The sequence below is a fragment of the Haloferax prahovense genome (assembly GCF_000723845.1).
GTDB classification, from domain to species: domain Archaea; phylum Halobacteriota; class Halobacteria; order Halobacteriales; family Haloferacaceae; genus Haloferax; species Haloferax prahovense.
The window spans coordinates 1,063,330-1,089,222 of record NZ_LK053000.1 but is presented as its reverse complement, the minus strand read 5'-3'; the positions used below and the strand labels follow the sequence as shown (position 1 = coordinate 1,089,222).

Genomic DNA, 25,893 nt, shown 5'->3' with positions numbered 1-25,893 from the left:
ACCGTTAAAAGTCGCCACACGGTGTTTCCACGTATGGCTGGAACTATCGAAGTACTCGTTCCCGGCGGGAAGGCGAACCCCGGTCCGCCGCTCGGCCCGGAACTCGGCCCGACCCCTGTCGACGTCCAGGACGTCGTCAACGACATCAACGACCAGACGGCTGCCTTCGACGGCATGGAAGTCCCCGTCACCGTCGAGTACGACGACGACGGCTCGTTCAGCATCGAAGTCGGCGTCCCGCCGACGGCGGCGCTCATCAAGGACGAAGTCGGATTCGACACCGGCAGCGGCGAACCCCAGGAGAACTTCGTCGCCGACATGTCCATCGAACAGCTGAAGAAGGTCGCAGAGCAGAAATCCTCTGACCTGCTCTCGTACGACCTCAAGAACGCCTCGAAGGAAGTCGCCGGGACGTGTGCGTCCCTCGGCGTCACCATCGAGGGCGAAGACGCCCGCACGTTCAAGCAGCGCATCGACGGCGGCGACTTCGACGACCACTTCGACGACGAGTAATCGTCTCGGAACCGTCTCGGCGGTTCGAACCGCCCTTTCCGTCGGGCCGAGTCGACTCGGCCCGCTTTCTTCTCTCCACAGACCCGACTCGGCCCGGAGCGGCCCGACCGTCGATGACCTCGCATCGCCCGCGTGCTCGCCAGCCCGCATGTGTGGCTGTGGCACGCGAAACCCCCGAATTCGGGGGTTTCGGCTCCCGTAGTTCGACGGACTTAAGTTGAGCCTACTCGTCCTGCCGGACGAGGCAGGCAGTAGCCTGTTTCACTGACCCGTAGGAGCAATCCTGCGTACTACGGAGGTGAATAATGGCAGACACAATAGTTGACGCAGTCTCTCGCGCACTCGACGAGGCACCTGGGCGGAACTTCCGCGAAACGGTTGACCTCGCCGTGAACTTGCGAGACTTAGATCTTAACGACCCGTCGAAGCGTGTCGACGAGAGCATCGTGCTCCCGTCTGGCACCGGCCAGGACACCCAGATTGTGGTGTTCGCGACCGGTGAAACCGCGCTCCGCGCAGAGGATGCCGCCGACGAAGTTCTCGGGCCCGATGAGCTCGAAGACTTCGGCGACGACACCGATGCGGCGAAAGACCTTGCCGACGAGACCGACTTCTTCGTTGCCGAGGCTGGACTGATGCAGGACATCGGTCGCTACCTCGGTACCGTGCTCGGTCCCCGTGGTAAGATGCCGACCCCGCTTCAGCCCGACGACGACGTCGTCGAGACGGTGAACCGGATGAAGAACACGGTGCAGCTCCGCTCGCGCGACCGTCGCACGTTCCACACGCGCGTCGGCGCAGACGACATGACGCCCGACGAAATCGCGGAGAACATCGACGTCATCGTCCGTCGTCTCGAAGCGACGCTCGAAAAGGGCCCGCTCAACATCGACTCCGTCTACGTGAAGACGACGATGGGGCCGTCCGTGGAGGTGCCCGAATGAGCGAGTCCGAGGTGCGGCAGACCGAGGTCATTCCGCAGTGGAAGCGTGAAGAGGTCGACGAGCTCGTCGACTTCATCGAATCCTACGAATCCGTCGGCGTCGTCGGCGTCGCGGGCATCCCGAGCCGCCAGCTCCAGGCCATGCGCCGCGAGCTTCACGGCTCGGCCGCGGTGCGCATGAGCCGCAACACGCTCGTGAACCGCGCGCTCGACGAAGTCGATGACGGCTTCGAGGACCTCAAGGAGTACATCGCCGGGCAGGTCGCCCTCATCGGCACGAACGACAACCCGTTCGCCCTGTTCAAGGAGCTCGAGGCGTCGAAGACGCCCGCGCCCATCAACGCCGGTGAAGTCGCCCCGAACGACATCGTCATCCCCGAGGGTGACACCGGTGTCGACCCGGGTCCGTTCGTCGGCGAACTCCAGCAGGTCGGGGCGTCCGCCCGCATCATGGACGGCTCGATCAAGGTGACCGAAGACTCCAACGTCCTCTCTGAGGGCGAGGAAGTCTCCGAGGAACTCGCAAACGTCCTGGCGGAGCTCGGCATCGAACCCAAGGAGGTCGGTCTCGACCTCCGCGGCGTCTTCTCCGAAGGCGTCCTGTTCGAGCCCGACGAACTCGCCATCGACGTGGACGAGTACCGCGCCGACATCCAGTCGGCCGTCTCCGCCGCGACGAACCTCTCTGTCAACGCGGTCTACCCGACCGCCCAGACCGCGCCGACGCTCATCGCCAAGGCGACGAGCGAGGCCAAGGCAGTCGGTCTGTTCGCCAACATCGAGAGCCCGGACTTCATGCCCGAGCTCATCTCGAAGGCGGACGCCCAGCTTCGGGCGCTCGCGGCGAACATCGACGACGAAGAGGCGCTCCCCGAGGAACTCCGCGGCGTGTCCGCGGCTGACACGGGTGCCGCCGAGGAAGAAGAATCGACTGACGAAGAAGCAGCGGACGCCGACGAGGCAGACGCCGACGCCGACGAAGACGCCGCCGAAGACGACGGCGACGACGAAGACGCTGGCGACGCCCTCGGCTCCCTGTTCTAACAACACACAAGGTACACAACAATGGAATACGTCTACGCTGCGCTCATCCTGAACGAGTCGGACGAAGAGGTCAACGAAGAGAACATCACCGCGGTCCTCGAGGCCGCCGGTGTCGATGTCGAGGAGTCCCGCGTCAAGGCGCTCGTCGCCGCGCTCGAGGACGTCGACATCGAAGAGGCCATCGAGACGGCCGCCGCTGCCCCCGCGCCCGCCGCGGGCGGTTCCGCCGGTGGCGAGGTCGAGGCCGCTGACGACGACGACGAGGAAGACGCCGAAGAAGAGGCCGCTGACGAAGGCGGCGACGACGACGACGACGACGAAGAAGCCGACGGCGAGGGCCTCGGCGCGCTCTTCGGCTAACTCCCGCGAGACTCAGCCGCATCCGCGGCGACGCTCGCTTCGAAACTCCGATTTCTTTCGACGCAACTCACCAGCGGCAGTTCTGGTCGCGTGTTCGCCGACTCGGACGCGGGCCACGGCGCAGTCGGTGTCGGCGTCGGCGTCAACCGCGTAGCTTCATATCGAAAGCCGAAGCCACTCCGGCGCGATGTTCCTCACCGGCGGGGCAGTCGCCTCCCTGTTCGCTCGAGCGGCGGCGCTCGCGTCGCCCGTCGCGACCGACCCGACGACCGCCGCCCTCCTCGGCGTGGTCGTCGGCGTCTGCCTCGGGACCTGCTCGGGCCTCATTCCCGGCCTTCACGCGAACGCGTTCGCGCTGCTCCTCGCCGGCGTCGCGTCCGAGTTCCCCGGGCCGCCGGTCGCCGTCGCGGCCGCCGTCCTCGCCGCGTCGACCGTCCACACCTTCCTCGACGTGGTGCCGGCGCTGACGCTCGGCGTACCCGACGCCGCGCTCGCGCCGGGCGCACTCCCGGCGCACAAACTCGTCCTCGGCGGGAGGGGGCGCGAGGCGCTTCGGCTGTCGGCGCTCGGAAGCGGCGCGGCGCTCTGTCTGGCGGTGCCGGTCGCGGTGCCGCTCACCGAGGTACTGGTCGAGGGCTATCCCGTCGTCCGGGACCACCTGTGGGTGGTGCTCGCCGCCGTCGCCGCCGCGCTCGTCTGGACCGAACCGAGTCGGCGGGCCAAACTGGCGGCCTGCGTGACCATCGTCGCCTCGACCGGGCTGGGCCTCGCGGTCCTCGACCGGCCGTTCGGGGGGCCGCTTCCGGTCGGTGGCGTCTTGGCCCCGCTCTTGGCCGGCCTGTTCGGCGTCCCGGTCCTCTTGGCGGCGCGACGCGGCGCGGGCGTTCCACCGCAGGACGATGCCGCACTCGCAACGTCGCCGCTGGCAGTCGCGCGGAGCGTCGCCGCGGGAACCGGCGGGGGCGCGTTCGTCGGCTACCTCACGGGCGTTTCCGCCGGCGTCGCCGGGACGCTCGCGCTGGCCGCGCTCCCCGGCCGCGACCCCGACGAATCGACGCGGGCCTACGTCACGGCGACGAGCGCCGCCACGACGGCGACGACGGTGTTCGCGCTGTTCGCACTCGCCGGGTTGGGGACGCCCAGAACGGGCGCACTCGTCGCGCTCACGGAGGCGGAACTCCCGACCGGACTCGGTCTCGCGGTGCCGGTGACGGTCGTCTCGGGGCTCTGCGGGGCGGTGTTGGTGCCGGTCGTCGGCGACCGGGCGCTCGCAGTCGTCGGGAGACTCGACCAGCGCCGACTCGTCACCGCCGTCTGCGCCCTCCTCGTCGCGCTCTCGTGGGCGTTCGCCGGAGTCGGCGGCGTCGTCGTCCTCGCCGTCGCCGGGGCTGTCGGCCATCTCCCCGTTCGGTTCGGCTGTCGGCGCGTCCACCTGATGTGCGTCCTCATGGGGCCGCTGATAATCGGATGAGTCGTGTCCACGCGGGGCACGGATTTCCCCCAGCAGAACCCGGAAAGACAACGGTTAAAAGTCGCGCGCCGGTTTATGAGCGTATGAGCGAGTCCGAACAGCGACACGCGCACCAGTGTGTGTCCTGTGGCATCAACATCGCCGGCATGAGCGCGGCGACGTTCAAGTGCCCCGACTGTGGCCAGGAGATTTCGCGTTGTTCCAAGTGCCGCAAGCAGAGCAACCTCTACGAGTGCCCCGACTGCGGATTCATGGGTCCATAATCATGGGAAAAGTAGCTGCTAAAATCAAGGTCATGCCGAACAGCCCCGAGCTCGACCTCGACAACCTCGAGGACGCGCTCGAAGACTCCCTGCCCGAGGGTGCGAAAATCAAGGGCTTCGAACGCGACGACGTCGCGTTCGGACTCGTCGCCCTCCTGCCGACGGTCATCGTCCCCGACGACGCCGGTGGCACCGAGGCCGTCGAAGAGGCGTTCATCGAAGTCGAAGGCGTCGAGAGCGTCTCCGTCGAGAACGTCGGCCGTATCTGAACTGACGACCGACCTTTTTCGAAGTCCCGTCCCCGGAGCGACCGCGTTCGACCGCCGTCAGCGGCGCTCCATGAAGTAGACGCCGAGGACGACGCCGAACGTGAGCCCGAGCATCACGCCGATGGCCAGGGAGTCGCCGATGACGCCCGCGACGCCGCCGAGAAGGAAGCCGATGGCCAGCCCGATACCGAACTGCTCGGCGCTGTGGCTCGACCCCTCGTGGTCGTCGGAATCGACCATCACACGGTCGGTCGGTTCGGCGTAGCTCTGTCGCTGTACGGACTCCGCGCTCAGGGTGACTGACTCCTGGGACATACCTCATTATTCATCGTGCTATTCAATAACCCTTACTCGCGTTCTCAACTTTCGACAACGGCCGGTGCGCGAGGGCGCTCGAGAGCGCGTGAAGACGAGTCGAAGCGGACTTCGACGCCTCAGAACGCCGCGTCGAACGCCCGCTGCAGGTCGGTCTTCATGTCGTCGATGTGCTCGATGCCGACGGAGACGCGGACGAGGCCGTCGGTGAGACCCGCTTCGAGTCGCTCCTCGCGGGGGATGGCCGCGTGGGTCATCGCCGCGGGCTGTTCGATGAGGCTCTCGACGCCACCGAGGCTCTCGGCGAGCGTGAACACTTCGGTCTCCTCGACGACGGTCGAGGCCTGTTCGAGCGAGCCGTCGAGTTCGAACGAGAGCATCCCACCGAAGTCGTCCATCTGCTCGGCCGCGAGGTCGTGCTGCGGGTGCGAGTCGAGACCGGGGTAGAACACCTCGGAGACCGCCTCGTGGTCGTCGAGCCACGCGGCGAGTTCGCGGGCGTTGTCGCAGTGGCGGTCCATTCGAACCGGGAGCGTCTTCGTCCCGCGGAGGACGAGGAAGCAGTCGAACGGCGATGGCGTCGCGCCGACGGAGTTCTGGTAGAACGCTATCTCCTCGTCTAACTCCGCGTCGTCGGTGACGAGCGCGCCGCCGACGACGTCGGAGTGACCCCCGAGGTACTTCGTCAACGAGTGCGAGACGATGTCCGCGCCGTGGTCGAGCGGGCGCTGGAGATACGGCGTGGCGAAGGTGTTGTCGACGGCGCACAGCGCGTCGACCTCGTGGGCGATGTCAGCGAGCGCCTCGATGTCGTTGACGCGCATGAGCGGGTTCGTCGGCGTCTCGACCCACACGAGTTCGGTCCCGTCGCGGACGGTGTCGCGGACGGCGTCGTGGTCGGTGGTGTCGACGAAGTCGAACTCGAGGTCGTACTTCTCGTAGACCTGCGTGAAGATGCGGTGGGTGCCGCCGTAGACGTCGTTGCCGGCGACGACGTGGTCGCCCGCTTCGAGGAGGTTGAGAACGGTGTTTATCGCGCCCATCCCCGAGGAGAAGGCGCGGCCGTGCGAGCCGTGTTCGAGCGCCGCGAGGTTCGATTCGAGGTCGGTTCGTGTCGGGTTCCCCGTGCGGGAGTACTCGTATCCGCGGTGGTCACCCGGCCCGTCTTGGGCGTACGTCGAGTTCGCGTAGATGGGCGTCATGAGCGCCCCCGTCTCCTCGTCGGGCTCCTGTCCCGCGTGGATGGCGCGCGTCTCGATGCGTCGCTCGTCTTCGGACATACGAGAAGCGCCGCGCCGACTCGGGTTAAGTCCGTCCCTCCCGCGCGACCACGCGGGGGACACACACGCGCGGTTCGTAACGTGCAATTTATAATGGCGACGCAAGTATTCGTTCTCACGACTATGCCGAGCTCCAACGGTCCGATGAAGGGGACGCGAGGAAAGCTCTCGAACAAGCCGCGCGAGCGCGGCACTTCGCCGCCGCAGCGCGCTATCGCGGAATTCGAGGAGGGCCAGAAGGTCCACCTCAACATCGACCCGAGCGTTCGCGAGGGTCGTTTCCACCCGCGCTTCAACGGTCTCACCGGTGAAGTCACCGGGAAGCAGGGCCGCGCGTTCAAGGTCCAGATCAACGACGGCGGCAAAGAGAAGACGGTCATCGTCCGTCCCGCTCACCTGCGCGCCCAGCAGTAAGCGATGACCATCTTCAAAGAAAAGCTCGACGAGGAGTATCTGACGACCTCCGAGGTCAAGGAACTGCTCGCCGAGGTTGAGGCGGAACGCGCCGCCGACGAAGAGCGCGAGATGCGCTACGAACTGGCCCGTGCGATAGAACACGTCAACCGGTTCGCCCACCTCGACCCCGAGGAATCTCGCGAACTCGTCGAGGAGCTCGCCGAGCTCGAGAAGGTCGACGGTCCGACCGCCATCAAAATCGCGGACCTCCTCCCGCAGTCGCGCGACGAACTTCGCGCGGTGTTCGCCCAGCAGCGCTACGCGCTCTCGGGCGACGAACTCGACGAAATCCTCAACGTCGTCGCGAAGTACGTCTGACCGCGTGACAGCGCGGCCAACTATTTAAATATCGGCTCGCCGTAACTACTGGCATGACACGTACGGAGAGCGGTGACGCCGACGCCACGACCGAGTACGTCGTCGTACTCGACGTACTCCGCCACGGGCGTCAAGGAGACGACCGACGGCGCTTCGACGCGGCACCCATCGCGTACGCGCTCGGAGAGTCCGATTTCCGTCTCCTCGAGTTGACCCTCGTCGAAGACGCCGACGTGAGCATCGGCGACCGGCTCGTCGTCTCACCGGTCGCCGACCGCGAGCTGATTCAGTCCGTCGAAGAACTCTCGTACGGCGACCTCTCGAACACGGCGACGGCCGAAGTCGACTACGTCGTCGAGGACATCGTCGAGGCCGACGAACGGCGGTTCGTGGACTTCTACAACGACGCACAGCCCATCACACTGCGGCTCCACCAGCTCAACTTGCTTCCCGGCATCGGGAAGAAGCTCCGCGACAAGATTCTCGAATCGCGTAAGCGGCAGGGACCGTTCGAGTCGTTCGAAGACCTCGAAGAACGAGTCTCCGGGCTTCACCGCCCGAAGGAGGTCATCGTCGAGCGCATCCTCGACGAACTCCGCGACAACGACGTGAAGTACAAGACGTTCGTCGGACGCGACGGGCGGTAGCGGAACGGGACTTTTACCCGCTCCCGCACGATACCTCTCCCAATGACGAGCGACGGCAGCGAACAGGTCCGCGGGGCCGGCGCGCGCGACCCGGACGCCCTCATCCGGCGGGCGGGCGCTCGCGGGAACCCGGACCACGACCAGCACTTCCTCGTCGACGACCGCGTCGTCGACCGCATCCCGACGTACCTCCCCGAGGACGCGGACCGCTCGCACGTCCTCGAAATCGGCGGCGGACCGGGCGTCCTCACGGACCGACTGCTCGGCGTCGCCGACCGCGTGACCGTCGTCGAACAGGACCGGACGTTCGCCGAGCACCTGCGCCGCGAGTTCGCCGACGAGGTCGAAGCGGGACGGCTCACCGTCGTCGAGGGCGACGCGCTCGAGGTCGACCTGCCCGAGTTCACCGCGTGCGTCTCGAACCTCCCGTACGGCATCTCCTCGGAGATTTCGTTCCGGTTGCTCCCCCGCGGGAAGCCGCTGGTGTTGATGTTCCAAAAGGAGTTCGGCGAGCGGATGGCCGCCGAGTCGGGCACCTCGGAGTACGGCCGCCTCTCGGTGAGCACCCAGCACTACGGCGACGTCGAGGTCTGCGAGCACGTCCCCCGCGAGGCGTTCGACCCCAAGCCGGCGGTCCAGAGCGTCGTCGTCCGCATCACGCCGCGCGACCCGGAGTACGAGGTCGAAGACGAGGCGTTCTTCCTCGACTTCGTGAAGGCGCTGTTCACCCAGCGACGGAAGACCATCAGAAACGGCATCCGAAACACGGCGCACATCTCCGGGCTGTCGGACCCCGAAGCGGTCGTCGAGGCGGCCGACGAGGACGTGCTCCGAAAGCGCGCCGGCAACATGGCTCCCGCGGAGTTCGCCGAACTCGCGGAACTCGCCGCGTCGGTCGGCCGGTAACCTAACTCCATGATACGCCCCGCGCTCGCCGTGACCCTCTCTCGTCTCGCTTCCACCGGCACGCCCCTCCAGAGCGACACGGTTCTCGACATCGCGTCGCTGTTCCCGACGTTCGAACTCCGCGTCGCCGCGAGCCTCCTCGTGACCGTCGCCGTCGTCGCCGTCTGGCGGCTCGGCGCGCGGCTCCACGACAAGGAGGTCGACGCCGTCTCGATGCCAGTGTGGCACCTCTCGGTGACGGTGCTCCGACTCGTCGTCGTCGCCGGCGGCGGGGCGTTCGTCTTCGCGGTCTGGTCGCTGTCGGGCGACATCGGCACGATTTCGACGCAGTACGACCTCAACAGGCAGACGTTCGTCCGCATCGCGCTGTCGGCGGCGTTCGTCGTCGGCGCGTACGTCCTCACGAGCGTCCTCGGTCGGTTCATCGGCGAGATTGCGAGCACGCGCCCGGAGATTTCCGACCACCAGCGCGAAATCATCTACCGCATCGCGCAGGTGACGACCTACCTCGCCACGCTCGCGGTCATTCTCGGTATCTGGCGGGCCGACCTCGGCGGCTTCCTCGTCGGCGCTGGCTTCCTCGGTATCGTGGTCGGGATGGCCGCGAGACAGACTCTCGGCGCGCTCATCGCGGGCTTCGTCATCATGTTCTCCCGGCCGTTCGAAATCGGCGACTGGGTCGAAGTCGGCGACCACGAGGGCATCGTCACCGAAATCACGGTCGTGAACACGCGCATCCAGACGTTCGACGGCGAGTTCGTGATGATTCCGAACGACGTGGTGAGTTCAGAGAGCCTCGTCAACCGGAGCCGAAAGGGTCGACTCCGCCTCGACGTCGAGGTCGGCGTCGACTACGAGACCGACATCGACCACGCCGCGGACGTGGCGCAGGCGGCGGTGGAGGACCTCGACGAGGTGCTCTCGGTGCCGAAGCCGCAGGTCGTCGCCAAGCGGTTCGACGACTCCGCGGTCGTCCTCGGGGTTCGCCCGTGGATAGACCGCCCGAGCGCCCGCCGGTGGTGGCGCGCCCGCACGGCGACCATCTCGGCCGTCCGCGAGGCGTTCGCGGAGGAAGATATCACCATCCCGTTCCCGCAGCGCGCGCTGTCCGAGCGCGACCCCTCGGGGCCGATTCCCCTCACCGATACGCGGCCCGAAGCGAGCCCCGAAGCCGACGGCGGCGTCGAGGGCGACGATGGCGGCGCCTCGACTGGTTCCAAGGAGGCCGACGAATGACCGACCTCGCCGAGCGCCGCGGGATGAACACCTCGGTCTATCAGCCCGCGGAGGACTCTGGACTGCTCGCGCAGGCCGCGGTCGGGCGCGTCTCGGGACGCGTCCTCGAAGTCGGCACCGGCTCGGGCTGGGTCGCAGAACAACTCGCGACGAAGACCGACGCCGACGTGGTCGCGAGCGACCTCAACCCCCACGCCTGCCGGCAGGCGGCCGAGCGGGCCGCAGCCATCCGCGCCGAGGGCGGCCGCGGCTTCGAGGTCGTTCGCGGGAGCCTCGTCGAACCGTTCCGCGACGACGTCTTCGACGCGGTGGCGTTCAACCCGCCGTACCTTCCCGAGGATCTCGAAGCCGCGCGCGACGACTGGATGGAAGTCGCGCTCACCGGCGGCGAGGACGGCCGCGAAATCATCGACCCATTCCTCGACACGGTCGGCCGGGTCCTCAAGCCCGGCGGGACCGTCTTCCTCCTCGTGAGTAGCTTCACCGGCTACGACGAGGTGCTCGCCCGCGCCGAGGCGAACGGCTTCGGCCACGAGGTCGTCGTCCAGGAGTCGTACCCCTACGAGACGCTCACGGTGCTCGCGTTGGAATAACCAATGCGCATATGTTGATACAGGAAATATTATAGTCCGTCATTTCTTAGCCAGGAGTGATGACTGAACTCGTCTCGACGACACCGGGACTGTATCCCCTCCCGGATTGGGCGAAACAGGAGCTTTCCGACCTCAAGGGCCACCAGAAACACGACCTCATCTCCGGTAACGAGGGCGCGGATATCGTGAGCGCGTACGACCGCGCTCGCGAGGAAGTCGTCTCCGAACAGACTGACGCCGGCCTCGACCGCGTCGTCGAGGGGCAACTCCGCTGGGACGACATGCTCGCACACCCGCTTACGGTCCACGAGAACGTCGAGACCGGCGGTATCGTCCGCTACTACGACAACAACAACTTCTACCGCGACCCGCAGGTCCGCGGCGAACTCACCTTCTCCGGCGACGTCGCGGCCGAACTCGACGCCACCGCCGACCTCCTCGGCGACGAGTCGCTGCAGGCGGTCCTCCCCGGCCCGTACTCGCTTTCGGACCTCGCGACCGACGAGCACTACGGCGACGAGGCCGACTTCCTCGACGCTGTGAGCGAGTTCCTCGCCGGCGAGGTAGACGCCTTCCCGGAACACGAGACGCTGTTCCTCCTCGAACCCTCGCTCGTGTTCTCGCCGCCGGGCGAAGACGTCGACGACCGCGTCCCCGAGGCCATCTCCGCCGTCTCCGACGCGACCGACGCCGACGTAGTCGTCCACACCTACTGGGGCGCGCTCGACGAGAAGGTCTACGCGCACCTCATGGACGCCGACGTGGACGCCATTGGCTTCGACTTCGTCGCCGGCGACCGCGACCAGACGCTCTACAACATCAACGAGTACGGTACGAAAGACGACATCGCCCTGGGTCTCGTCGACGGCCAGAACACGCTGGTCGAAGACCCCGAGACGGTCCGCGAGCGCGTCGAGTGGACCCTCGACCAGGTCCAGAGCCAGACGTTCGACACCGCCTACGTGACCTCCAACACCGAACTGTTCTACCTGCCCGAGAACCGCGCGACGGAGAAACTCGCCGCCCTCGCGGCCGCCACCGAGGACGAACTGGAGGTGGAAGCATGAGCCGCGACGCCGAGAACCGCGAGCAGTTCCGCCCCGAGGCCCACGACAACGAGCACTTCCTGCTCACCACCGTCGTCGGCTCCTACCCGAAGCCCAAGTGGCTCAACCGCGCCAACGACCTCGCGGAGGACCCCGACTCCAAGTTCACCCAAGAGCACCTCCACGAGGCCCACGACGACGCCTGCCGCGTCATCACCAACGAGCACGAGCGCTCCGGCCTCGACACCGTCGTCGACGGCGAGATGCGCCGCGAGGAGATGGTCGAGTACTTCGCCCACCGCATCCCCGGCTACGAGTTCAACGGCCCGGTGAAGGTGTGGGGTCACAACTACTTCGACAAGCCCTCTGTCGTCGGCGAGGTCGAGTACGACGAGCCGTGGCTGGTCGACGAGTTCGAGTTCACGAGCGACGTGGCCTCCAAGCCCGTCAAGGTGCCCATCACGGGCCCGTACACGCTGGCTAGCTGGTCGTTCAACGAGCACTACGACTCCGAGGCCGACCTCGCGTACGCGCTGGCCGACCTCGTCAACGAGGAGATCGAACAACTCGTCGAGGCGGGCGCGACCTACATCCAGATCGACGAGCCCGCGCTGGCGACGACGCCGGACGACCACGCCATCGTCGGCGAGTGTCTCGAACGCATCGTCGCGGGCGTCCCCGACGAGGTCCGTATCGGCCTCCACGTCTGTTACGGCGACTACTCCCGTATCTACCCCGAACTCAACGACTACCCCATCGACGAGTTCGACGTGGAACTCTGCAACGGCGGTTACGAGCAGATAGACGTGTTCACCGACCCCGAGTTCGAGCCGGACCTCGCGCTCGGCGTCGTCGACGTTCACACCGCCGAAGTCGAGACTGTCGAGGAGATTAAGGAGAACATCAAGCAGGGTCTGAAGGTCGTCCCGCCGGAGAAACTCACCGTCTCCCCCGACTGCGGCGTGAAGCTCCTCCCCCGCGAGGTCGCCTACCAGAAGATGGAGAACATGGTCAAAGCCGCCCGCGAGGTCGAAGCCGAACTTGACGCTGGCGAAATCGACCTCGACGCGCCCGTCCCGCAGGCCGACTGAGCGGCTGAGTGTCCGAGCGACCGAACAACTCACGGCTCGTCTTTTTTGTCCGTATCGAACTCCAGAGTCGCAGAGTCCCATCGCGTTCTCGCCGTCGTGAGTGTCTCCCCGTTCTGTACGTGAAATAAATGTTAACATACATCATAGCGTATCGCTCGGTATGGGCACCGAATCAGTCGCACCGGAACGGACGAACGTCGAACTGTGCCGCCGATACATCGAGGAGTTCGTCAACGAGGGGGACGCGGCGGCGGCAGAGGAGTTGGTCCACGAGGACGTCGTCACTCACCAGTTGGGCGTCGACGTCGACAGAGTGGGAAGAGACGCGCTGGTCGACCAGATACTCGGCTTCCGCGGGGCGGTCCCCGACTGGCACCTCGCTGTCGAAGACGCGGTCGGCGAGGGCGACCGGGTGATGATGCGGCTCACGGCGCGGGGAACGCCGCAGGAGCCGTGGGGTAACCTCGTCCCGACCGGGAAGTCGTTCGAGCAACCGGCGTTCTTCGTCTTCCGGCTCGAAGACGGCCGCATCGCCGAGCAGTGGAACCTGGTGAACCTAATGGGAATCGCGCGCCAACTCGGGTTGCTTCCGCCGGGGCCGCGGGTCGTCGCCAAACTGGCGGCCCGGCGGATTCGGTCGCGCCTCGGCGGCGGGCGACGACGACGCGCCTGACAACCCGCCAGTACTGGTCGCGCGAATTAGACGCGCTCGGTCTCGAACGAGCGTTCCCGAGTCGCGTCGTCTCCAACGTCGGCACCACCGAACCCGCGGTTGCCCTCACTCCCGATTCGCCACCCACCGTCGGCACCGCGGACTAACGGAAGCTCCGTCCCAACGGCGTCTGAAATCTCTTCGGGTGGCACGTCGCACGCCGCGGCGATGCGTTCGAACCGCGAGCCGCCGGTCAGGGCCTCGGGAACCGGCACCCAGACCGTCGCGGTCCGGTCGTCGGGCGTCGCGAGCGCGAGGTCGAGCCGCACGCCGTCCCGGCGAGAGAATCGGGCGAGGCCGCTCGCTCCGCGCCGCCGCTCGGGGACTACGTTCGTGACGACGCCCGAATCGACGTGGTCGAGCGCGCGCAGGCCGGCAACCCGGAGTTCGACGTCGCGGATGTCGGTCGGCCCGAGGACGACCGGACGCACGAGCGTCGAGAGCGTCGCCGCCAGTCGCGCGGTCGTCCACGCCGCCACCGCGGTCGCGCCGAGCATCGCCACCGCGCCGACGACGAACAGCGCCGCGAGCGCGAGGAGTACGAGTTCAACTTCGACCATATGACACGTTTCGCCGGGCGACGAGAAAACCGTTGTTCGCCGCGCGGTGGACGGTCAGGTCGCGGTGACGGTCGTCGCCGACCGTGGATGTCCAATGATAGTATCCCGCACACAGTACCCCCGAGGGGCCCGCTCGGGAGGTAGAGCGCGGACGAGAGGGGAGACGTGGCCGTCGCTCCTCTCGGCAGAAAACGTGAGAACCGCGAGACGAGACTTACTCGTAGAGCCAGGTCTCGTCGATGCGCTCGTAGTCGACGAGTTCGTCCTCGTCGAAGAAGAGCGCGATTTCGCGCTCGTTCGCGCCCTCGTCCTCGTGGTCGGAGCCGTGGATGACGTTCCGGCCGAGGTCGAGACCGTAGTCGCCGCGGATGGTGCCGGGAGCGGACTCTGCGGGGTCCGTCTCGCCCATCATGCCGCGAACCTGTCGCGTCGCGTCCTGTCCTTCCCAGACCATCGCGAAGACGGGACCGGACGTGATGAAGTCGACGAGACCCTCGAAGAAGGGCTTGCCCTCGTGCTCACCGTAGTGGTCGTGAGCGAGCTCCTCGTCGATCTGCATGAACTTGCCGGCGACCATCTTCAGACCGCGGTCCTCGAAGCGGGAGACGATGTCTCCGATGAGGCCGCGCTGGACGCCGTCGGGCTTGACCATCACGAAGGTGCGCTCTGCGTCGGACATCAGTTGTCCTCCGACTTGCCGCTCGCGCGGCGGCCGGCCTCCGTCCACTCGAGGTCGCGGGCCTCGCGGCCGAGGAAGTAGTTCTTCTCGGCCTTCGAGTCCTTGAAGTGGAGGATGGTGCCGTCGGTCTTGACGTACATCGTGCCCGTGCCGGGCTCGATTTCCTCACCACTGTAGTCGCACGTGCGCTTTTCGACCATTGTTACTGCCCTCCGATGGAGTCGGCGTCACGCTGAGTCTCGCGGAGCTGGAGGATGTCGCCCTCGCGGACGGGACCCAGCACGTTTCGCGTGATGATACGGCCCTGGTTGGAGCCTTCGCGGATGCGGCACTTGACCTGCATGGCCTCGCCGTGCATCCCAGTCTTTCCAACGACTTCGATGACTTCGGCAGGCGTCGAGTCGCTGGCTTGTTCGTCCGCGCTCATGGTCGGTTATCGAAGGTCCTCGACCTTAGTCGCGATGTCCTCGACATCGTCGGACGCGTCGCCGGCGTCGACGATGGCGGCCGCGGCACTGCCGACTTCGAGGCCGGCGGCGTGGCCGATGTCGTCCTGCGTCTCGACGAAGATGAACGGAATGCCCTTCTCGTCGGCGAGTTCGGGCAGGTGCATGACGATCTCCTCGGGGGAGACGTCTTCCGCGATGAGGACGAGCTGGGCGTTGCCCCGCTCGATGGACTTGGTCGTTTCGTTGGTTCCTTTCTTCACGATACCAGTATCTCGGGCGACCTCGAGCGCCTCGACGGCGCTGTCAGCGAGGTCGGCCGGTACGTCGAAGTCTACGTAGACAGCCATTGTTGTTCACCTATATCCTGCTCGCGGGCTCGACTCCCTCGCCGGTATCACACCGGTCGGTCGGTCGCGACCGGTCAACGATTTCCCTACGGCGAGGAGGTTCATCAACCCCGGACAGGCTGTAACCACTCTTTGCTTCGGCCCCCATAAAAGCGCTTTCAAAATCGTACCGCCGTGCGACGCGTCCGCACGACCCGCGAACACCCGATTTCTCGCCGACCGAAGCGCCCCGGATTCTCGTGTCAATTGCTCACACGAAACGCCCGTGGCGGGGTGTGACACCCCACCGAAACCGCTGGCTGAACCGACTGGGGACGAGCGCGCTCGCACCCGACCGAAGGATGTGAATAGTCGCGCCGGCGTATCGCCCCCATGACCGAACTCGGCGACGACCCCGACGTCGAGGCGCTCGCCGCCGCCCGCCGCGCGGAGGCACTGGCGACGAACCAGCGACGCCTCCTCGTCCTCGCCGGCGACCGGGACGCCGGCATCGACGCCGCCTTCGACGCGGTCCGCGGGGCCGACGTCCCCGACGACGAGGTGACGTTCGTCACCGCCCGCGAGGGCTTTCGCTTCCACCGCGTCGAACCGAAGCGCGCCTCGTCGCTGCTCGGGACGACCCGGACGCTCGTCGTCCTCGACGCCCACGAGGACTTCTCGGCGAACGCGCTCGGCCGCGTCGCCGGCGCGGTCGACGGCGGCGGCCTGCTCGTCCTGCTCACGCCACCCCTCGACGAGTGGCCCGCCCGCCGCGATTCCTTCGACGAGCGGTTGGCGGTCCCGCCGTTCTCCGTCGCGGACGTGACCGGGCGCTTCCGCGGCCGACTCGTCTCGACGCTCCGGGACCACCCCGGCGTCGCCCTCGTCGCCCTCGATTCGGGGACCGTCGAGCGCGACGGCGCGTACCGACAGGGAATCAGTTTCGACGCCGCCCCGCCGCGGATACCGAGAGAGAAGAACCGACGGTTCCCGCGGCGCGCCTACGAGAACTGTCTCACCGCCGACCAGTCCGCCGCGCTCGAAGCGCTCGAAGCGCTGGCCGACCCTGGAAACGCCATCGTCGTGGAGGCCGACCGCGGCCGCGGGAAGTCGAGCGCGGCGGGCCTCGCCGCCGGGAGTCTCGCCGCGGAGGGCGCGGACGTGGTCGTGACCGCGCCCGGAAAGCGAAACGCCGCCGAGGTGTTCGCCCGCGCGGAGCGACTTCTCTCCGAACTCGGCGCGCTCCGAGGCGGCGGCGCGGACGACTTCGACCTCGCGGCCGAGAGCGGCGGTCGCGTCCGCTACGTCCCGCCCACGGAAGCCAGCGCGGCGGCGGCCGACGCCGACGCGCTCGTCGTGGACGAGGCGGCCGCCCTGCCCGTCAGGCTCCTCGAATCGTTCCTCGCCGCGCCCGCGGTCGCCTTCTGTACGACCGTCCGGGGCTACGAGGGCGCGGGCCGCGGCTTCGCCGTCCGCTTCCGCGACCGCCTCGACGACGCGGACCGCGAGGTGACCGACGCGCGCCTCGACGACCCGATTCGCTACGCCGCCGGCGACCCCGTCGAGTCGTGGACGTTCCGCGCGCTCCTCCTCGACGCTCGGCCGCCGGTCGACCAGCTCGTCGCTGACGCGACGCCCGATACCGTCTCCTACCGGACGCTTTCGCCCGACGACCTGCTGGCTGACGAACACCTGCTCCGCGAAGCGTTCGGCCTGCTCGTCCTCGCGCACTACCGGACCGAACCGGACGACCTCGCCCGACTTCTCGACGCTCCGAACCTGACGCTCCGGGCGCTCACCCACGAGGGGCGAGTCGTCTCGGTCGCGCTCCTCGCCCGCGAGGGCGGCCTCGACGCCGACACCCGCCGGCACATGTACGACGGCGGCCGCATCCGCGGGAACATGCTCCCCGACGTGTTCACGAGCCAACTCCGGGACGAAGCGGCCGGCGTCCCCGTCGGCTACCGCGTGATGCGCATCGCCACCCACCACGCGGTCCGGTCGTCCGGGCTCGGCTCGCGGCTCCTCTCGGAGATACGCGACGAGTTCGCGGGCGACGCGGACTACCTCGGCGTCGGCTTCGGCGCGACGCCCGAACTCCTCTCGTTCTGGCGCGACAACGGTTACGGGACGGTCCACCTCTCGACCACCAGAAACGACACCAGCGGCGAGTACTCGGCGCTCATGATGCACCCCCTGTCGCCCGCCGGCCGCGACCTCCGCGACCGCCACGCGGCGTGGTTCCTCGGCCGCGTCGGCGACGTGCTCGGCGACGCCCTCTCGGACCTCGACGCCGACGTGGCACGGGCGGCCCTCGCCGCCGTCGACACCGCGTTCTCACCGGACCTCTCCGAGTACGAGTGGCGCGTCGTCGTGGGCGCGTCCTACGGCCCGGGGCTCTACACGACCGCGCCCGGCGCGTTCCGTCGCCTCGGCCTCGCGCACCTCACGACCCCCGAGCGGGCCTCGCTCACGCCTCGGGAGGAGCGACTGCTGGTCCGCAAGGTCCTCCAGACCCGGCCGTGGAACGCCGTCGCCGACGAACTCGACTTCCACTCGACCGCGGGAGCCATGCGCGCGCTCGGCGACGCCTACGAACCGCTCGTGGACGAGTACGGCACCGACGCGGCCCGCGAGGAACGCGAACGATTCCGGTGAGCGCGAGGCGCGCGGCGGGCGGAGAGACGGCTGGGCCGCGACTCGCCGACACACCGATAGTCGTCGCGGCCGACGCTCTCCGTATGGCCGACTGTAGCGAACCCGACTGCGAGAACGTCGCGGCGGTCAGGCTCTACGTCCCGTGGGACGCCGACAGAGACGTCTGTACGGCCCACGCGAGGGCGCTCGTTCAGCAGGACGGCGTCGTCGCCGAACCCCTCGACGGGGCCGAAGACGACTGGGCGTAGCACGGTCGGTCGCGAGCGGGGCAGTCGCACCCCGACGCGTCGCTGGCCGGAGAAGACAGCGCGCAGAAATTCAGGGTCGGAGTGGGGCCGGTCTGCGCTCACCGGAGCGAGACGGCCATCATCACTTCGTCGACGTAGTCGCCGTCTATCTTGTAGTGGGCGTCGCGGACGGCTTCGGTCTCCCAGCCGTGGCCTTCGAGGAACGCGATTGCCTCCTCGTTGGTCGCCGGAACGCTGTTGTAGAGCTTCTCGAAGCCGCGCTCCCGAGCCCAGTCGACGCCGCGGTCGAGGAGCTTGCTCCCGATGCCGTGACCGCGGAACTCCGGCCGCGTGCCGACCGTCAGGACGGCGGTGTGGCTCAGCTTCTCCGCCTCGGGCAGGTCGAGGTGAACCCAGCCGGCGAGTTCGTCGCCGACGGTGGCGACGAACACCATCCGAGAACTGACCTCGTTGTGTCGGAGGACGACCTCCTCGTGGTCGAGTAGGTCGGCGACCGTCTCGGCCTCGATGTACCGGCCCTCGTCGGCGACCTCGTGAATGGCGTCGACGAGGCTCTCCAAGTCGACGTTCTGGGCCATCCGAATCGTCACGTCGAGGTCGCCGAGTTCGACCGTCTCCTCCTCGCCGGGCGCGTAGGCCACCTCTACGTAGTTGCCGACCTTTCGGATGTAGCCGTCCCGTCGCAGAACGGTCAGGTGCGCCCCCAGCGCCGCCGGTTCGAAGTTGAGCGCCCGCCGAACCTCGTCCTCGCGGACGGTCCCGTGCCGCTCGATGTACTCGTAGATGTCCTTGCGGTCTTTGTGTCCGAAGTTGAGACTGTCAGTTACTTCCATGGTACACAATCACACTCATGATTTATAATTGTTGTTCGTGCCGGACCCGACGACAGTCGGTGGAGCCGACGGGTGAATCGGGGTCCGTGCGCCGACCTCAGCGCCTCTCGGGGACACAGGTCAGCAGTTGGGCGGTGTCGAGCACGTCGTGGGTCCGCAGCAGGACTTCGGCTGCCTCGCGGACCGTGAAGTCCGCGTCGAGGTCGACCCCGTAGCACCGGGCGTACATGTCGAGCCAGTCGTTCATCGCCCGGTGGAGGAGCTCGAACTCCTCGCCGGTGAAGGAGACCTGCCGGTCGCCCGTCCGCGCGCTGACGTAGAGCGAGACCGCCGGGCCGACGCCGTCGCGGGCGCATTCGAGCGCGCGTTGGTCCGCGGCCGACGGCGGCGGCGGGTCGAACGACTCCCGCGCTTCTCGCGCCTCGGCGGCGAGGGCTCTGGCGCGCTCCCCGAACCGGACGTCTTCGGGGTGTCGCTCCTCGGCACCGCGACCGTCGGCGACGGCGCGGGACTTCGATTGAGCCACGTCGCGACTCATCGTCTCACCCCCGTCACCCCCACTTGAACTCGACGCCCTTGTCGCCGCGTGGGTGGGTCCACTCGGTGTCGGCGACGACGGCGCAGGTGCCGCACTCGACGCAGGGCTGGGTGTCGAGGCTGACGACGCGCTCCTCCGAGCCGTTGGTTCGGACGACTTCCTCACGGTAACAGCCGCCGCCGAAGTCGACCGCCGAGACGGGACAGGCCGCCACCGCAGCCCCGCTGGCCTCGTAGGACTCGTCGCGGAGCGTGATGTGCGGGTTGCCGATGTCGGTGTCGTAGGTCAACCCGCCGATGCGGGCTTCGAGGTCCGGCGGCGTCACCGAGCTCTGGTCACGGACCCGCGTCCCCAACTCCTCGGCGATGACCGTCGGGAGCGTGACGTAGGGCGTCCGCGTGTCCGGCATCAGCGCCGACAGCGTCGGGACGTTGTAGAGGCGTTCGAGCCGCCCCGAGAGCGCGCGGATGCCGGCGCGCCCGACCGCCGAGGTGAGCACGGTGTCGACCACGTCGGTCACGCCGTCGTCCTCGGCGACGCCGCGGAGCAGTTCGTAGCCGCGGGGCCGGAGCTTCTTCATCACGCCCTCGCTCCGGAGCTTGCGGGCGTAGCGAGTCCCCGCTTTTTCGGGCTCGTTGCGCGATTTAGCCTGCGCGTACGACTCCGCGGCGAGCGCCCCGGCGGTGACGGCGTGGTTCATGCCCTTGATTATCGGCCCCTGCGCCTGCATCTGGCCGGCCGCGTCGCCGACGAGGAGCAGGCGGCCGAAGTGCGGTTCGCGCAGGGCGACCTTCTTCGAGTCGGGTACGAGTTTCGCACTGTACTCCAGTTCCGTGTAGTCGTCGCCGAGCCACTGCGCGAGAAGCGGGTGAGTCAGGAGGGCGTCGAGGAGCTGGTGCGGTTCGGCCTCCTCCGCGACGAGGCTGTCGAGATGGAACACCGTCCCGAGCGACAGCGTGTCGCGGTTCGTGTAGAGGAAGCCGCCGCCCCGGACGCCCTCGAAGAGGTCGCCAGAAAACAGGTGTGCCGCGCCCTCGTCGTCCGCCACGTCGAACCGGTCGGCGATGGCGTCTTCCGGCATGTCGACGACGGCCTTGACGCCCTGGAACCACTCGTCGGGCTCGTCCCAGTCCATCAGGCCCGCGTCGCGGGCGAGTTCGGAGTTCACCCCGTCGGCCGCGACGATGATGTCGGCGGTTATCGGGTCGAGTTCGTCCAGCGTGACGCCGACGATGCGGCCCTCCTCGCGGAGCAGGCCGTTGACGTGGACGCCCGTCAGGAGGCCGCCGCCCGTCTCGCGGGTCCGTTCGTGGACGCGGTCTTCGAGCCACGAGTCCATCTTTCGCCGGAGGACGGAGTCGGACCACTCGGTGTCGTGCTCGTGGAGGTCCGTGAGGTCGAACGACTCGACCTTGTCGCCGGCGATGTTGTGGATGCGGTACTTCGTGATGGGCCGCTCGGCGGCCGCCTCTCGGAACCCCGGAAAGAGGTCGTCGATAGTGTACGGCGCGGACTCCTCGGCGTAGATGAGCCCGCCCGAGACGTTCTTCGACCCGGCCTCGACGCCGCGTTCGAGGACGAGCGTCTCGATGCCGTAGTTGGCGAACGTCGCGGCCGCCGCCGCGCCGCCGGGTCCGGCCCCGACGACGAGCGCTTCGTAGTGTTCGTAGTCGCTCATCGTGACTCACCTCGGTCGTCCGCTACCGAACCGCTGTCGGGCGTTTCGCCCGACGTAGCCGATGTCGTGTTCCCTCCGTCGCTCGCCACCGCCGCCTCGAACCGGCCCTCCTTGAGCGCCGTCGTCAGCCGCGGCAGCACCTCGAAGAGGTCGCCCTCGATGAAGTAGTCCGAGAAGTCGCGGATGCGGGCGTCGGGGTCGGTGTTGACCGCGACGATGGTGTCGGACTCGTCCATGCCGACCTTGTGCTGGATCGCGCCGGAGATGCCCGCCGCGACGTAGAGCTTCGGCGCGACGACCTGTCCGGTCTCGCCGATCTGTCTGTCCTCGTGGGTGTACTGCTCGACGTGGCCGTCGAAGTTGAACGACCCCGTGACGATGCCGCGGGTGACGCCAACCTCGGCGTCCTCGAACTGGTCGGCGAGGTCCAAGGCGAGTTCGATGCCCTTCGTCGGGTCGTCGCCGATGCCGCGGCCGACCGCGACGACGACGTCGTGGCCGGTCAGGTCGATACCCTCGTCGAGCTGGTCGAAGTCGGTGACGGTGACGCGGAACCAGTCGTCGTCGAGCGGGGCGTCGTGTTCGACCACGAGGCCCTCGCGCTCGGCGTCGGGTTCGGGCAGGTCGAAGCTCCCCGGGATGACCGACGCGCCCTGCGGGTGAAACTCCCGCGTCGGGTTGTCGATACAGAGAATCGTCGAGTACTCGAAGCCGGAGAAGTCCGGGCGCTTCATGTGCAGGACGCGCTGGAACTCCTTTTTCTCGCCGGCGACGCCGGTCTTGACCGGGTTCGAGATGACCTCCTCCGTGATGTAGAGCCCCGAGCAGTCGCTGGCGAGGCCGGAGTCGAGTTCGGCCTGCACGAGCGCCGAGAGGTCCCGACCGTTGTTCGTCGCCGGGAACAGCACGTACCGCGGCTTGTCGTAGTCGCGCCACGGCTCGTCGCGGCCGCCTTCGACCTCGAAGTTATCGTGGGTGGCCCCCGCGCGGGCCATGTCGCAGAATATCTCGGTGTACGGCTTGTGCTGGAAGCGTTCGAGCCGGGCGTCCTCGCGGACGACGACCACGTCCGCGCCGTAGGCGATGACGTCCTCGACGTGCTTCGACACGTCGGAGCCGATGAGGACCGCGACGACCCGCTCGTCGGTCGTGTAGTCGTCGTTGTAGGTGTCCATCAGCTCGCGGGCCTTCCCGAGCATCTCCTTGGACACGTCCACGAGTTCGCCCGCCTGCGTCTCGCAGTAGACCCACATGTCGCGGTAGGTCCCCCCGTGGAGCGACCGGACGTGCCGCTTGTCCCGGGTCGGATGGTCGAGGTCCGGGTGGCGCTCCTCGGGCGTCCGGTCATCCACCTCGATTTCCGTGTCCTCCTCGTCGCTTCCCTTCACGGAGTCGATGCGGCTTCTGATGAGCCGCTTCACCGGGTCGCGGTCCTCGCCGGCTTCCTCGCGTTCGAGGAGGGATTCGAGGTCCGAGACCTCCTCGACGCTCTGGAGGGCGTTTCCGACCTCCGCGGTGCTCATCGACGCGAGGTCCATCTCGTCGGCGTCGGCCGGTTCTTCGTCGTCCTCGGAGAACTTCTCGATGCGGCTCTCGATGAGGGCGATGGCCGGCGCGCGGTTCTGTCCGCGGTGTTCCACCTGTAGCATCTCCTCTAACTCGCCGAGGTCGTCGATGTCCTTGATGGCCGGGCCGAGCTCCGAAATCTCGTAGTCGCCGGGGTCGAAGTCGGTCACGTTCAGTCACCCCCCGCGGCCGCGGCGTCGCCGGCGTCGTCGCCGACCGCCGACTGCATCGCGCCCAGTACGTCCTGCATGGCTCCCGTATCCTCCGGGTCGACCATCGTCGCCTCCCGCTCCGCCGGGGCCTTCGGAATCGGGTCGACCGACGAGACGATGGTCGGCGAGCCGTCGAGGCCGATGTAGTCCGGGTCGACGTTGATGTCGGCGTGGTCCCGCACCGTCAGGTGCTCCTCGTAGTTCTCGGCGCGCGCTCGAGTCTCCTCGCGCAGGTCCTTCAGCGTCAGGCGTTCGCCCGCCGTCCGATACGACGGCTCGAACTCGGGGTCCGCGACGACGAACGCCGGAAGCTCCGTCTCGACGGTCTCTATCTCCTCGATATCGCCTTCGACCAGCCGCTTGGCGCGCAGCGTCCCCTCCGCTTCGTCGATGTCGAGGGAGATGACGTGCGTGACGAGGGGCATGTCGAGACACCAGTTCGTCTGCGGGCCGGTGTGGCCCGTCTCCCCGTCTGCGGTCTTGAACCCGGCGAACACCACGTCCGGCTCGCCGAGCGTCTCGATGCCCGCGCTGAGCGTGATGGCCGTCGCCCACGTGTCGGCGGCCGCCATCTCGCGGTCCGAGACGAGATGGAGGTCGTCGGCGTACACCGTCTCCATCGCCTCGCGTAACACCTCCTTGTACCCCGGCGGCCCCATGCTCATTACGCTCACTCGCCCGCCGTGTCGAATCCGCGTCTGGAGCGCCGCCTCCAGCGCGAAGCGGTCGTTCGGATTCATCACTGTGGGCGTCTTCCCCCGTTCGAGGTGCCCGTCCTCGTCGAACGATACCTGGCCCTCCCGGAAGTCGGGCACGCCTTTTGTAAGTACCACCATGTGCATTGAGAACACTCTCCAGTTAATGCTAGCTCATATTCATAATAATCTTTTGTACTAGGTGACCGGAATGTCCGCGCCGCGTATCGACGTCGCTGTCGGCGGTGTCGCCCGCAAAAAATCGGGGTTTCTTCCCTCAGATGCGTCCCGCTCGCCCGGGGTCGACGTCGATGGCGTCGACCGGACAGACGTCGACACAGAGCATGCAGTCGATGCACTGGTCTTCGTGGGTCGGTTCGGCCTTGATGTCGGACTCCGGGTGCCCCGGCGTGTCGACCCACGTGAACACGTCCACGGGGCAGTCTTCCAGACACGCTCCGTCGGCGAGACAGATGTCGAAGTCCACCGCGACGTGCGTGCCGTGGATGCCGTGTTTCTCCGGCGGGTCGACCGGTCCCCAGACGGCCACGCCGTTTTCCTCTCCGACCTTCTCCCTGTTTGTCTCGAACTGCGGGTCGATAGCCATGACTCTTAGTGACATATTTCGGTAGAGGCAATAAACTATCCCCCGAACGGGCGGAACCCGGGCGACGTGGCGCGCGAGTTAGAACCCGGTCACACCCGCCGTCCTTCCGCCGCGGCCTCGACGCGCCCACTCGGTGGGGTGAATAGCCCCCGGCCCGAACCACCCCGGTATGGACGTGTTCCTCTGGGTCGCGCTCGCCCTCTTGGTCCTCGGCGTCGTCGGGAGCGTGCTTCCGCTCCTCCCCGGCGCGCTCCTCTCCGTGCTCGGCGTGGTCGTCTACTGGGTATCGACCGGCTTTTCGGACCCCGGGCCCATCGCGTTCGTCGGTCTCACCCTCGTCGGCCTCGTCGCGCTCGTCACCGACTACGCGGGCGGGATGGTCGCCGCGCGGTTCGGCGGCGCGTCGACCCGAACGTCGATTGTCGCCGGAGTCGCCGGCTTCCTGCTCATGTTCCTCATCGGCCCGCTCGGCATCTTCGTCGGCGTCGCTGGCACGGTCTTCGCCCTCGAATATCTCGAACACCAAGACGCGGAAGAGAGCGGTCGGCGAGCCCTCGTCGCCACGGTCGGCGTCCTCGCCACAGCGGCGGTGCAGGCGCTGTTGACCTTCTCGATGCTCGTCGGCTTCGTCCTCGTCGTGGTGCTCTAACGCCGGCCGACTTCGCTTCGCTCCCGAGTTACCGCTCGTCTCGACGCCGAATCAGTCCCGTCTCCGCGTCGGCGACGACCCGAGCGGGCGCGCCGTCGGCGTCCACGCGCAGCGGCATGACGTACAAGTCGAACGTCCGGTCGGTCGGCAGCGCGTCCAACCCGCGGAGGTTCTCGACGACGAGCAGTCCCGCCCCGAGAATCGCATGGTGCGCCGGGACGCCGTCGCCGCCGGTCGGGTCCGGGCTGAGCGCGTCGATGCCGACAGAGAGCCCCCGTTCTGCGCAGCCCCGAGCCGTCTCGGGCGCGAGCGCCGGGTGGTCGGGCATACGCTCCGTACCCCACTCGTCCTCCCAGCCGGTTCGGAACACGAGGAAGTCCACGCGCGGTTCGAGGTGTTCCGGAATCGCGTCCGGCCCGATTCGACCGCGGGGGCCCGCGTCTCGGCAGTCGGCGACCCGAGCGGTGAACCGGAGTTCCTCGACCGGGAAGTCGTCGAGGGTCGCGCCGTCCGGTTCGGTGTGTGCGGGCGCGTCGACGTGCGTTCCGGCGTGAGTCCCGAGTTCGAGCCGCGAGACGCGGTAGCCGTCGGCCTCGAAGTCGGCGTGCGACTCGACTGCGACGGGCGGGTCGCCGGGGTACGTCGGCATCCCGGTCTCGACGCGTCGGGTGAGGTCGAGGAGGGTCATACCGCCCCTTAGGCGGGGGTGGGTAAAACGAGTGTTCGTGTCGA

At 67.6% G+C, this 25,893-nt stretch carries 33 protein-coding genes; 19 read left to right on the top strand and 14 right to left on the bottom strand.

The window, feature by feature from the left end; translation table 11 throughout:
• The first annotated feature begins 33 nt into the window (after positions 1-33).
• The 7 genes from BN984_RS05320 (at position 34) to BN984_RS05290 (ending at position 4,863) form a co-directional block, all read left to right on the top strand.
• Positions 34-513 carry a 50S ribosomal protein L11 gene (locus tag BN984_RS05320; RefSeq protein WP_008094977.1) on the top strand — a complete coding sequence of 160 codons (480 nt, stop codon included), beginning with the start codon at positions 34-36 and terminating at the stop codon, positions 511-513.
• 305 nt (positions 514-818) lie between these two features.
• On the top strand, positions 819-1,457 hold the full coding sequence (locus BN984_RS05315; RefSeq protein ID WP_008094979.1) for a 50S ribosomal protein L1: 639 nt from the start codon (positions 819-821) through the stop codon (positions 1,455-1,457).
• On the top strand, positions 1,454-2,500 hold the full coding sequence (locus BN984_RS05310; protein ID WP_049967830.1) for a 50S ribosomal protein L10: 1,047 nt from the start codon (positions 1,454-1,456) through the stop codon (positions 2,498-2,500). The genes BN984_RS05315 and BN984_RS05310 overlap by 4 nt, the downstream gene beginning before the upstream one ends.
• A gap of 21 nt (positions 2,501-2,521) precedes the next feature.
• Positions 2,522-2,860: a 50S ribosomal protein P1 gene (gene rpl12p / locus BN984_RS05305; protein ID WP_004974573.1), complete on the top strand. Its 339-nt coding sequence runs from the start codon at positions 2,522-2,524 to the stop codon at positions 2,858-2,860.
• Positions 2,861-3,047: 187 nt separating this feature from the next.
• Positions 3,048-4,331 (top strand): tripartite tricarboxylate transporter permease, encoded by a 1,284-nt coding sequence (locus BN984_RS05300; protein WP_049967829.1) that lies wholly within the window; start codon positions 3,048-3,050, stop codon positions 4,329-4,331.
• A gap of 83 nt (positions 4,332-4,414) precedes the next feature.
• Complete coding sequence (locus BN984_RS05295) at positions 4,415-4,594, top strand: HVO_2753 family zinc finger protein (RefSeq protein ID WP_004042997.1); 180 nt, start codon at positions 4,415-4,417, stop codon at positions 4,592-4,594.
• Positions 4,595-4,596: 2 nt separating this feature from the next.
• Complete coding sequence (locus BN984_RS05290) at positions 4,597-4,863, top strand: elongation factor 1-beta (RefSeq protein WP_004969379.1); 267 nt, start codon at positions 4,597-4,599, stop codon at positions 4,861-4,863.
• Between the two features lie 57 nt (positions 4,864-4,920).
• Here the strand turns inward: BN984_RS05290 and BN984_RS05285 are convergent, their stop codons facing one another.
• Both BN984_RS05285 and BN984_RS05280 read right to left on the bottom strand, forming a co-directional pair.
• Positions 4,921-5,178, bottom strand: a complete 258-nt coding sequence (locus BN984_RS05285) for a hypothetical protein (protein WP_004974577.1) — start codon at positions 5,176-5,178, stop codon at positions 4,921-4,923.
• Between the two features lie 119 nt (positions 5,179-5,297).
• A complete protein-coding gene (locus BN984_RS05280) occupies positions 5,298-6,458 on the bottom strand; it encodes a cystathionine gamma-synthase (RefSeq protein WP_008094991.1) in 1,161 nt (386 codons plus the stop codon).
• 123 nt (positions 6,459-6,581) lie between these two features.
• Here BN984_RS05280 and BN984_RS05275 point away from each other — a divergent pair, with 123 nt between their 5' ends.
• From BN984_RS05275 to BN984_RS05235, 9 genes are all read left to right on the top strand, one after another.
• Complete coding sequence (locus BN984_RS05275) at positions 6,582-6,872, top strand: 50S ribosomal protein L21e (RefSeq protein ID WP_004061361.1); 291 nt, start codon at positions 6,582-6,584, stop codon at positions 6,870-6,872.
• A gap of 3 nt (positions 6,873-6,875) precedes the next feature.
• Complete coding sequence (locus tag BN984_RS05270) at positions 6,876-7,232, top strand: RNA polymerase Rpb4 family protein (RefSeq protein WP_004042989.1); 357 nt, start codon at positions 6,876-6,878, stop codon at positions 7,230-7,232.
• A gap of 53 nt (positions 7,233-7,285) precedes the next feature.
• Complete coding sequence (locus BN984_RS05265; protein ID WP_004974581.1) at positions 7,286-7,879, top strand: DUF655 domain-containing protein; 594 nt, start codon at positions 7,286-7,288, stop codon at positions 7,877-7,879.
• Between the two features lie 42 nt (positions 7,880-7,921).
• Positions 7,922-8,785, top strand: a complete 864-nt coding sequence (locus tag BN984_RS05260) for a 16S ribosomal RNA methyltransferase A (RefSeq protein ID WP_008094997.1) — start codon at positions 7,922-7,924, stop codon at positions 8,783-8,785.
• A 9-nt stretch (positions 8,786-8,794) separates the two neighbouring features.
• Positions 8,795-10,021, top strand: coding sequence for a mechanosensitive ion channel family protein (locus tag BN984_RS05255; RefSeq protein WP_049967828.1), 1,227 nt, complete (start codon positions 8,795-8,797; stop codon positions 10,019-10,021).
• Entirely contained in the window at positions 10,018-10,614 is a 597-nt protein-coding gene (locus BN984_RS05250; RefSeq protein ID WP_049967827.1) for a HemK2/MTQ2 family protein methyltransferase, read from the top strand. The genes BN984_RS05255 and BN984_RS05250 overlap by 4 nt, the downstream gene beginning before the upstream one ends.
• 59 nt (positions 10,615-10,673) lie before the next feature.
• On the top strand, positions 10,674-11,681 hold the full coding sequence (locus BN984_RS05245; protein WP_049967826.1) for a 5-methyltetrahydropteroyltriglutamate--homocysteine methyltransferase: 1,008 nt from the start codon (positions 10,674-10,676) through the stop codon (positions 11,679-11,681).
• The gene (locus BN984_RS05240; RefSeq protein ID WP_049967825.1) at positions 11,678-12,751 is read left to right on the top strand and encodes a methionine synthase; all 1,074 of its coding nucleotides are present in this window, start codon (positions 11,678-11,680) and stop codon (positions 12,749-12,751) included. The genes BN984_RS05245 and BN984_RS05240 overlap by 4 nt, the downstream gene beginning before the upstream one ends.
• 160 nt (positions 12,752-12,911) lie before the next feature.
• Positions 12,912-13,424, top strand: a complete 513-nt coding sequence (locus BN984_RS05235) for an ester cyclase (protein ID WP_008095008.1) — start codon at positions 12,912-12,914, stop codon at positions 13,422-13,424.
• 26 nt (positions 13,425-13,450) lie between these two features.
• Here the strand turns inward: BN984_RS05235 and BN984_RS05230 are convergent, their stop codons facing one another.
• The 5 genes from BN984_RS05230 to rpl7ae form a co-directional block, all read right to left on the bottom strand.
• Positions 13,451-14,023, bottom strand: a complete 573-nt coding sequence (locus BN984_RS05230; protein WP_008095010.1) for a hypothetical protein — start codon at positions 14,021-14,023, stop codon at positions 13,451-13,453.
• 214 nt (positions 14,024-14,237) lie between these two features.
• On the bottom strand, positions 14,238-14,702 hold the full coding sequence (gene ndk / locus BN984_RS05225) for a nucleoside-diphosphate kinase (RefSeq protein ID WP_008095011.1): 465 nt from the start codon (positions 14,700-14,702) through the stop codon (positions 14,238-14,240).
• Entirely contained in the window at positions 14,702-14,902 is a 201-nt protein-coding gene (locus tag BN984_RS05220; RefSeq protein ID WP_004974594.1) for a 50S ribosomal protein L24e, read from the bottom strand. The genes ndk and BN984_RS05220 overlap by 1 nt, the downstream gene beginning before the upstream one ends.
• A gap of 2 nt (positions 14,903-14,904) precedes the next feature.
• Positions 14,905-15,129, bottom strand: coding sequence for a 30S ribosomal protein S28e (locus BN984_RS05215; RefSeq protein WP_004042966.1), 225 nt, complete (start codon positions 15,127-15,129; stop codon positions 14,905-14,907).
• A 6-nt stretch (positions 15,130-15,135) separates the two neighbouring features.
• Positions 15,136-15,498, bottom strand: coding sequence for a 50S ribosomal protein L7Ae (gene rpl7ae, locus BN984_RS05210; RefSeq protein WP_004042964.1), 363 nt, complete (start codon positions 15,496-15,498; stop codon positions 15,136-15,138).
• A 372-nt stretch (positions 15,499-15,870) separates the two neighbouring features.
• On the opposite strand from rpl7ae, the gene tmcA reads away from it, so the two are divergent.
• Positions 15,871-18,135, top strand: a complete 2,265-nt coding sequence (gene tmcA / locus BN984_RS05205; RefSeq protein WP_049967824.1) for a tRNA(Met) cytidine acetyltransferase TmcA — start codon at positions 15,871-15,873, stop codon at positions 18,133-18,135.
• An 83-nt stretch (positions 18,136-18,218) separates the two neighbouring features.
• On the top strand, positions 18,219-18,383 hold the full coding sequence (locus BN984_RS19660) for a hypothetical protein (protein ID WP_008095019.1): 165 nt from the start codon (positions 18,219-18,221) through the stop codon (positions 18,381-18,383).
• Between the two features lie 98 nt (positions 18,384-18,481).
• Here the strand turns inward: BN984_RS19660 and BN984_RS05200 are convergent, their stop codons facing one another.
• The 6 genes from BN984_RS05200 to BN984_RS05175 form a co-directional block, all read right to left on the bottom strand.
• Entirely contained in the window at positions 18,482-19,216 is a 735-nt protein-coding gene (locus BN984_RS05200) for a GNAT family N-acetyltransferase (RefSeq protein WP_049967823.1), read from the bottom strand.
• Positions 19,217-19,313: 97 nt separating this feature from the next.
• Positions 19,314-19,754 carry a hypothetical protein gene (locus BN984_RS05195; RefSeq protein ID WP_008095023.1) on the bottom strand — a complete coding sequence of 147 codons (441 nt, stop codon included), beginning with the start codon at positions 19,752-19,754 and terminating at the stop codon, positions 19,314-19,316.
• 13 nt (positions 19,755-19,767) lie between these two features.
• Entirely contained in the window at positions 19,768-21,432 is a 1,665-nt protein-coding gene (locus tag BN984_RS05190; RefSeq protein ID WP_008095024.1) for an FAD-dependent monooxygenase, read from the bottom strand.
• Complete coding sequence (locus BN984_RS05185) at positions 21,429-23,168, bottom strand: electron transfer flavoprotein subunit alpha/FixB family protein (protein WP_049967822.1); 1,740 nt, start codon at positions 23,166-23,168, stop codon at positions 21,429-21,431. The genes BN984_RS05190 and BN984_RS05185 overlap by 4 nt, the downstream gene beginning before the upstream one ends.
• A gap of 2 nt (positions 23,169-23,170) precedes the next feature.
• On the bottom strand, positions 23,171-24,052 hold the full coding sequence (locus tag BN984_RS05180; RefSeq protein WP_049913602.1) for an electron transfer flavoprotein subunit beta/FixA family protein: 882 nt from the start codon (positions 24,050-24,052) through the stop codon (positions 23,171-23,173).
• A 130-nt stretch (positions 24,053-24,182) separates the two neighbouring features.
• The gene (locus BN984_RS05175; protein WP_004974610.1) at positions 24,183-24,512 is read right to left on the bottom strand and encodes a 4Fe-4S dicluster domain-containing protein; all 330 of its coding nucleotides are present in this window, start codon (positions 24,510-24,512) and stop codon (positions 24,183-24,185) included.
• Positions 24,513-24,681: 169 nt separating this feature from the next.
• Between BN984_RS05175 and BN984_RS05170 the strand changes: the two genes are divergently transcribed.
• Positions 24,682-25,161, top strand: coding sequence for a DUF456 domain-containing protein (locus BN984_RS05170; RefSeq protein ID WP_004974612.1), 480 nt, complete (start codon positions 24,682-24,684; stop codon positions 25,159-25,161).
• A 28-nt stretch (positions 25,162-25,189) separates the two neighbouring features.
• On the opposite strand, the gene BN984_RS05165 is transcribed toward BN984_RS05170, so the two are convergent.
• Positions 25,190-25,849 (bottom strand): cyclase family protein, encoded by a 660-nt coding sequence (locus BN984_RS05165; RefSeq protein WP_008095027.1) that lies wholly within the window; start codon positions 25,847-25,849, stop codon positions 25,190-25,192.
• Positions 25,850-25,893 lie beyond the last annotated feature (44 nt).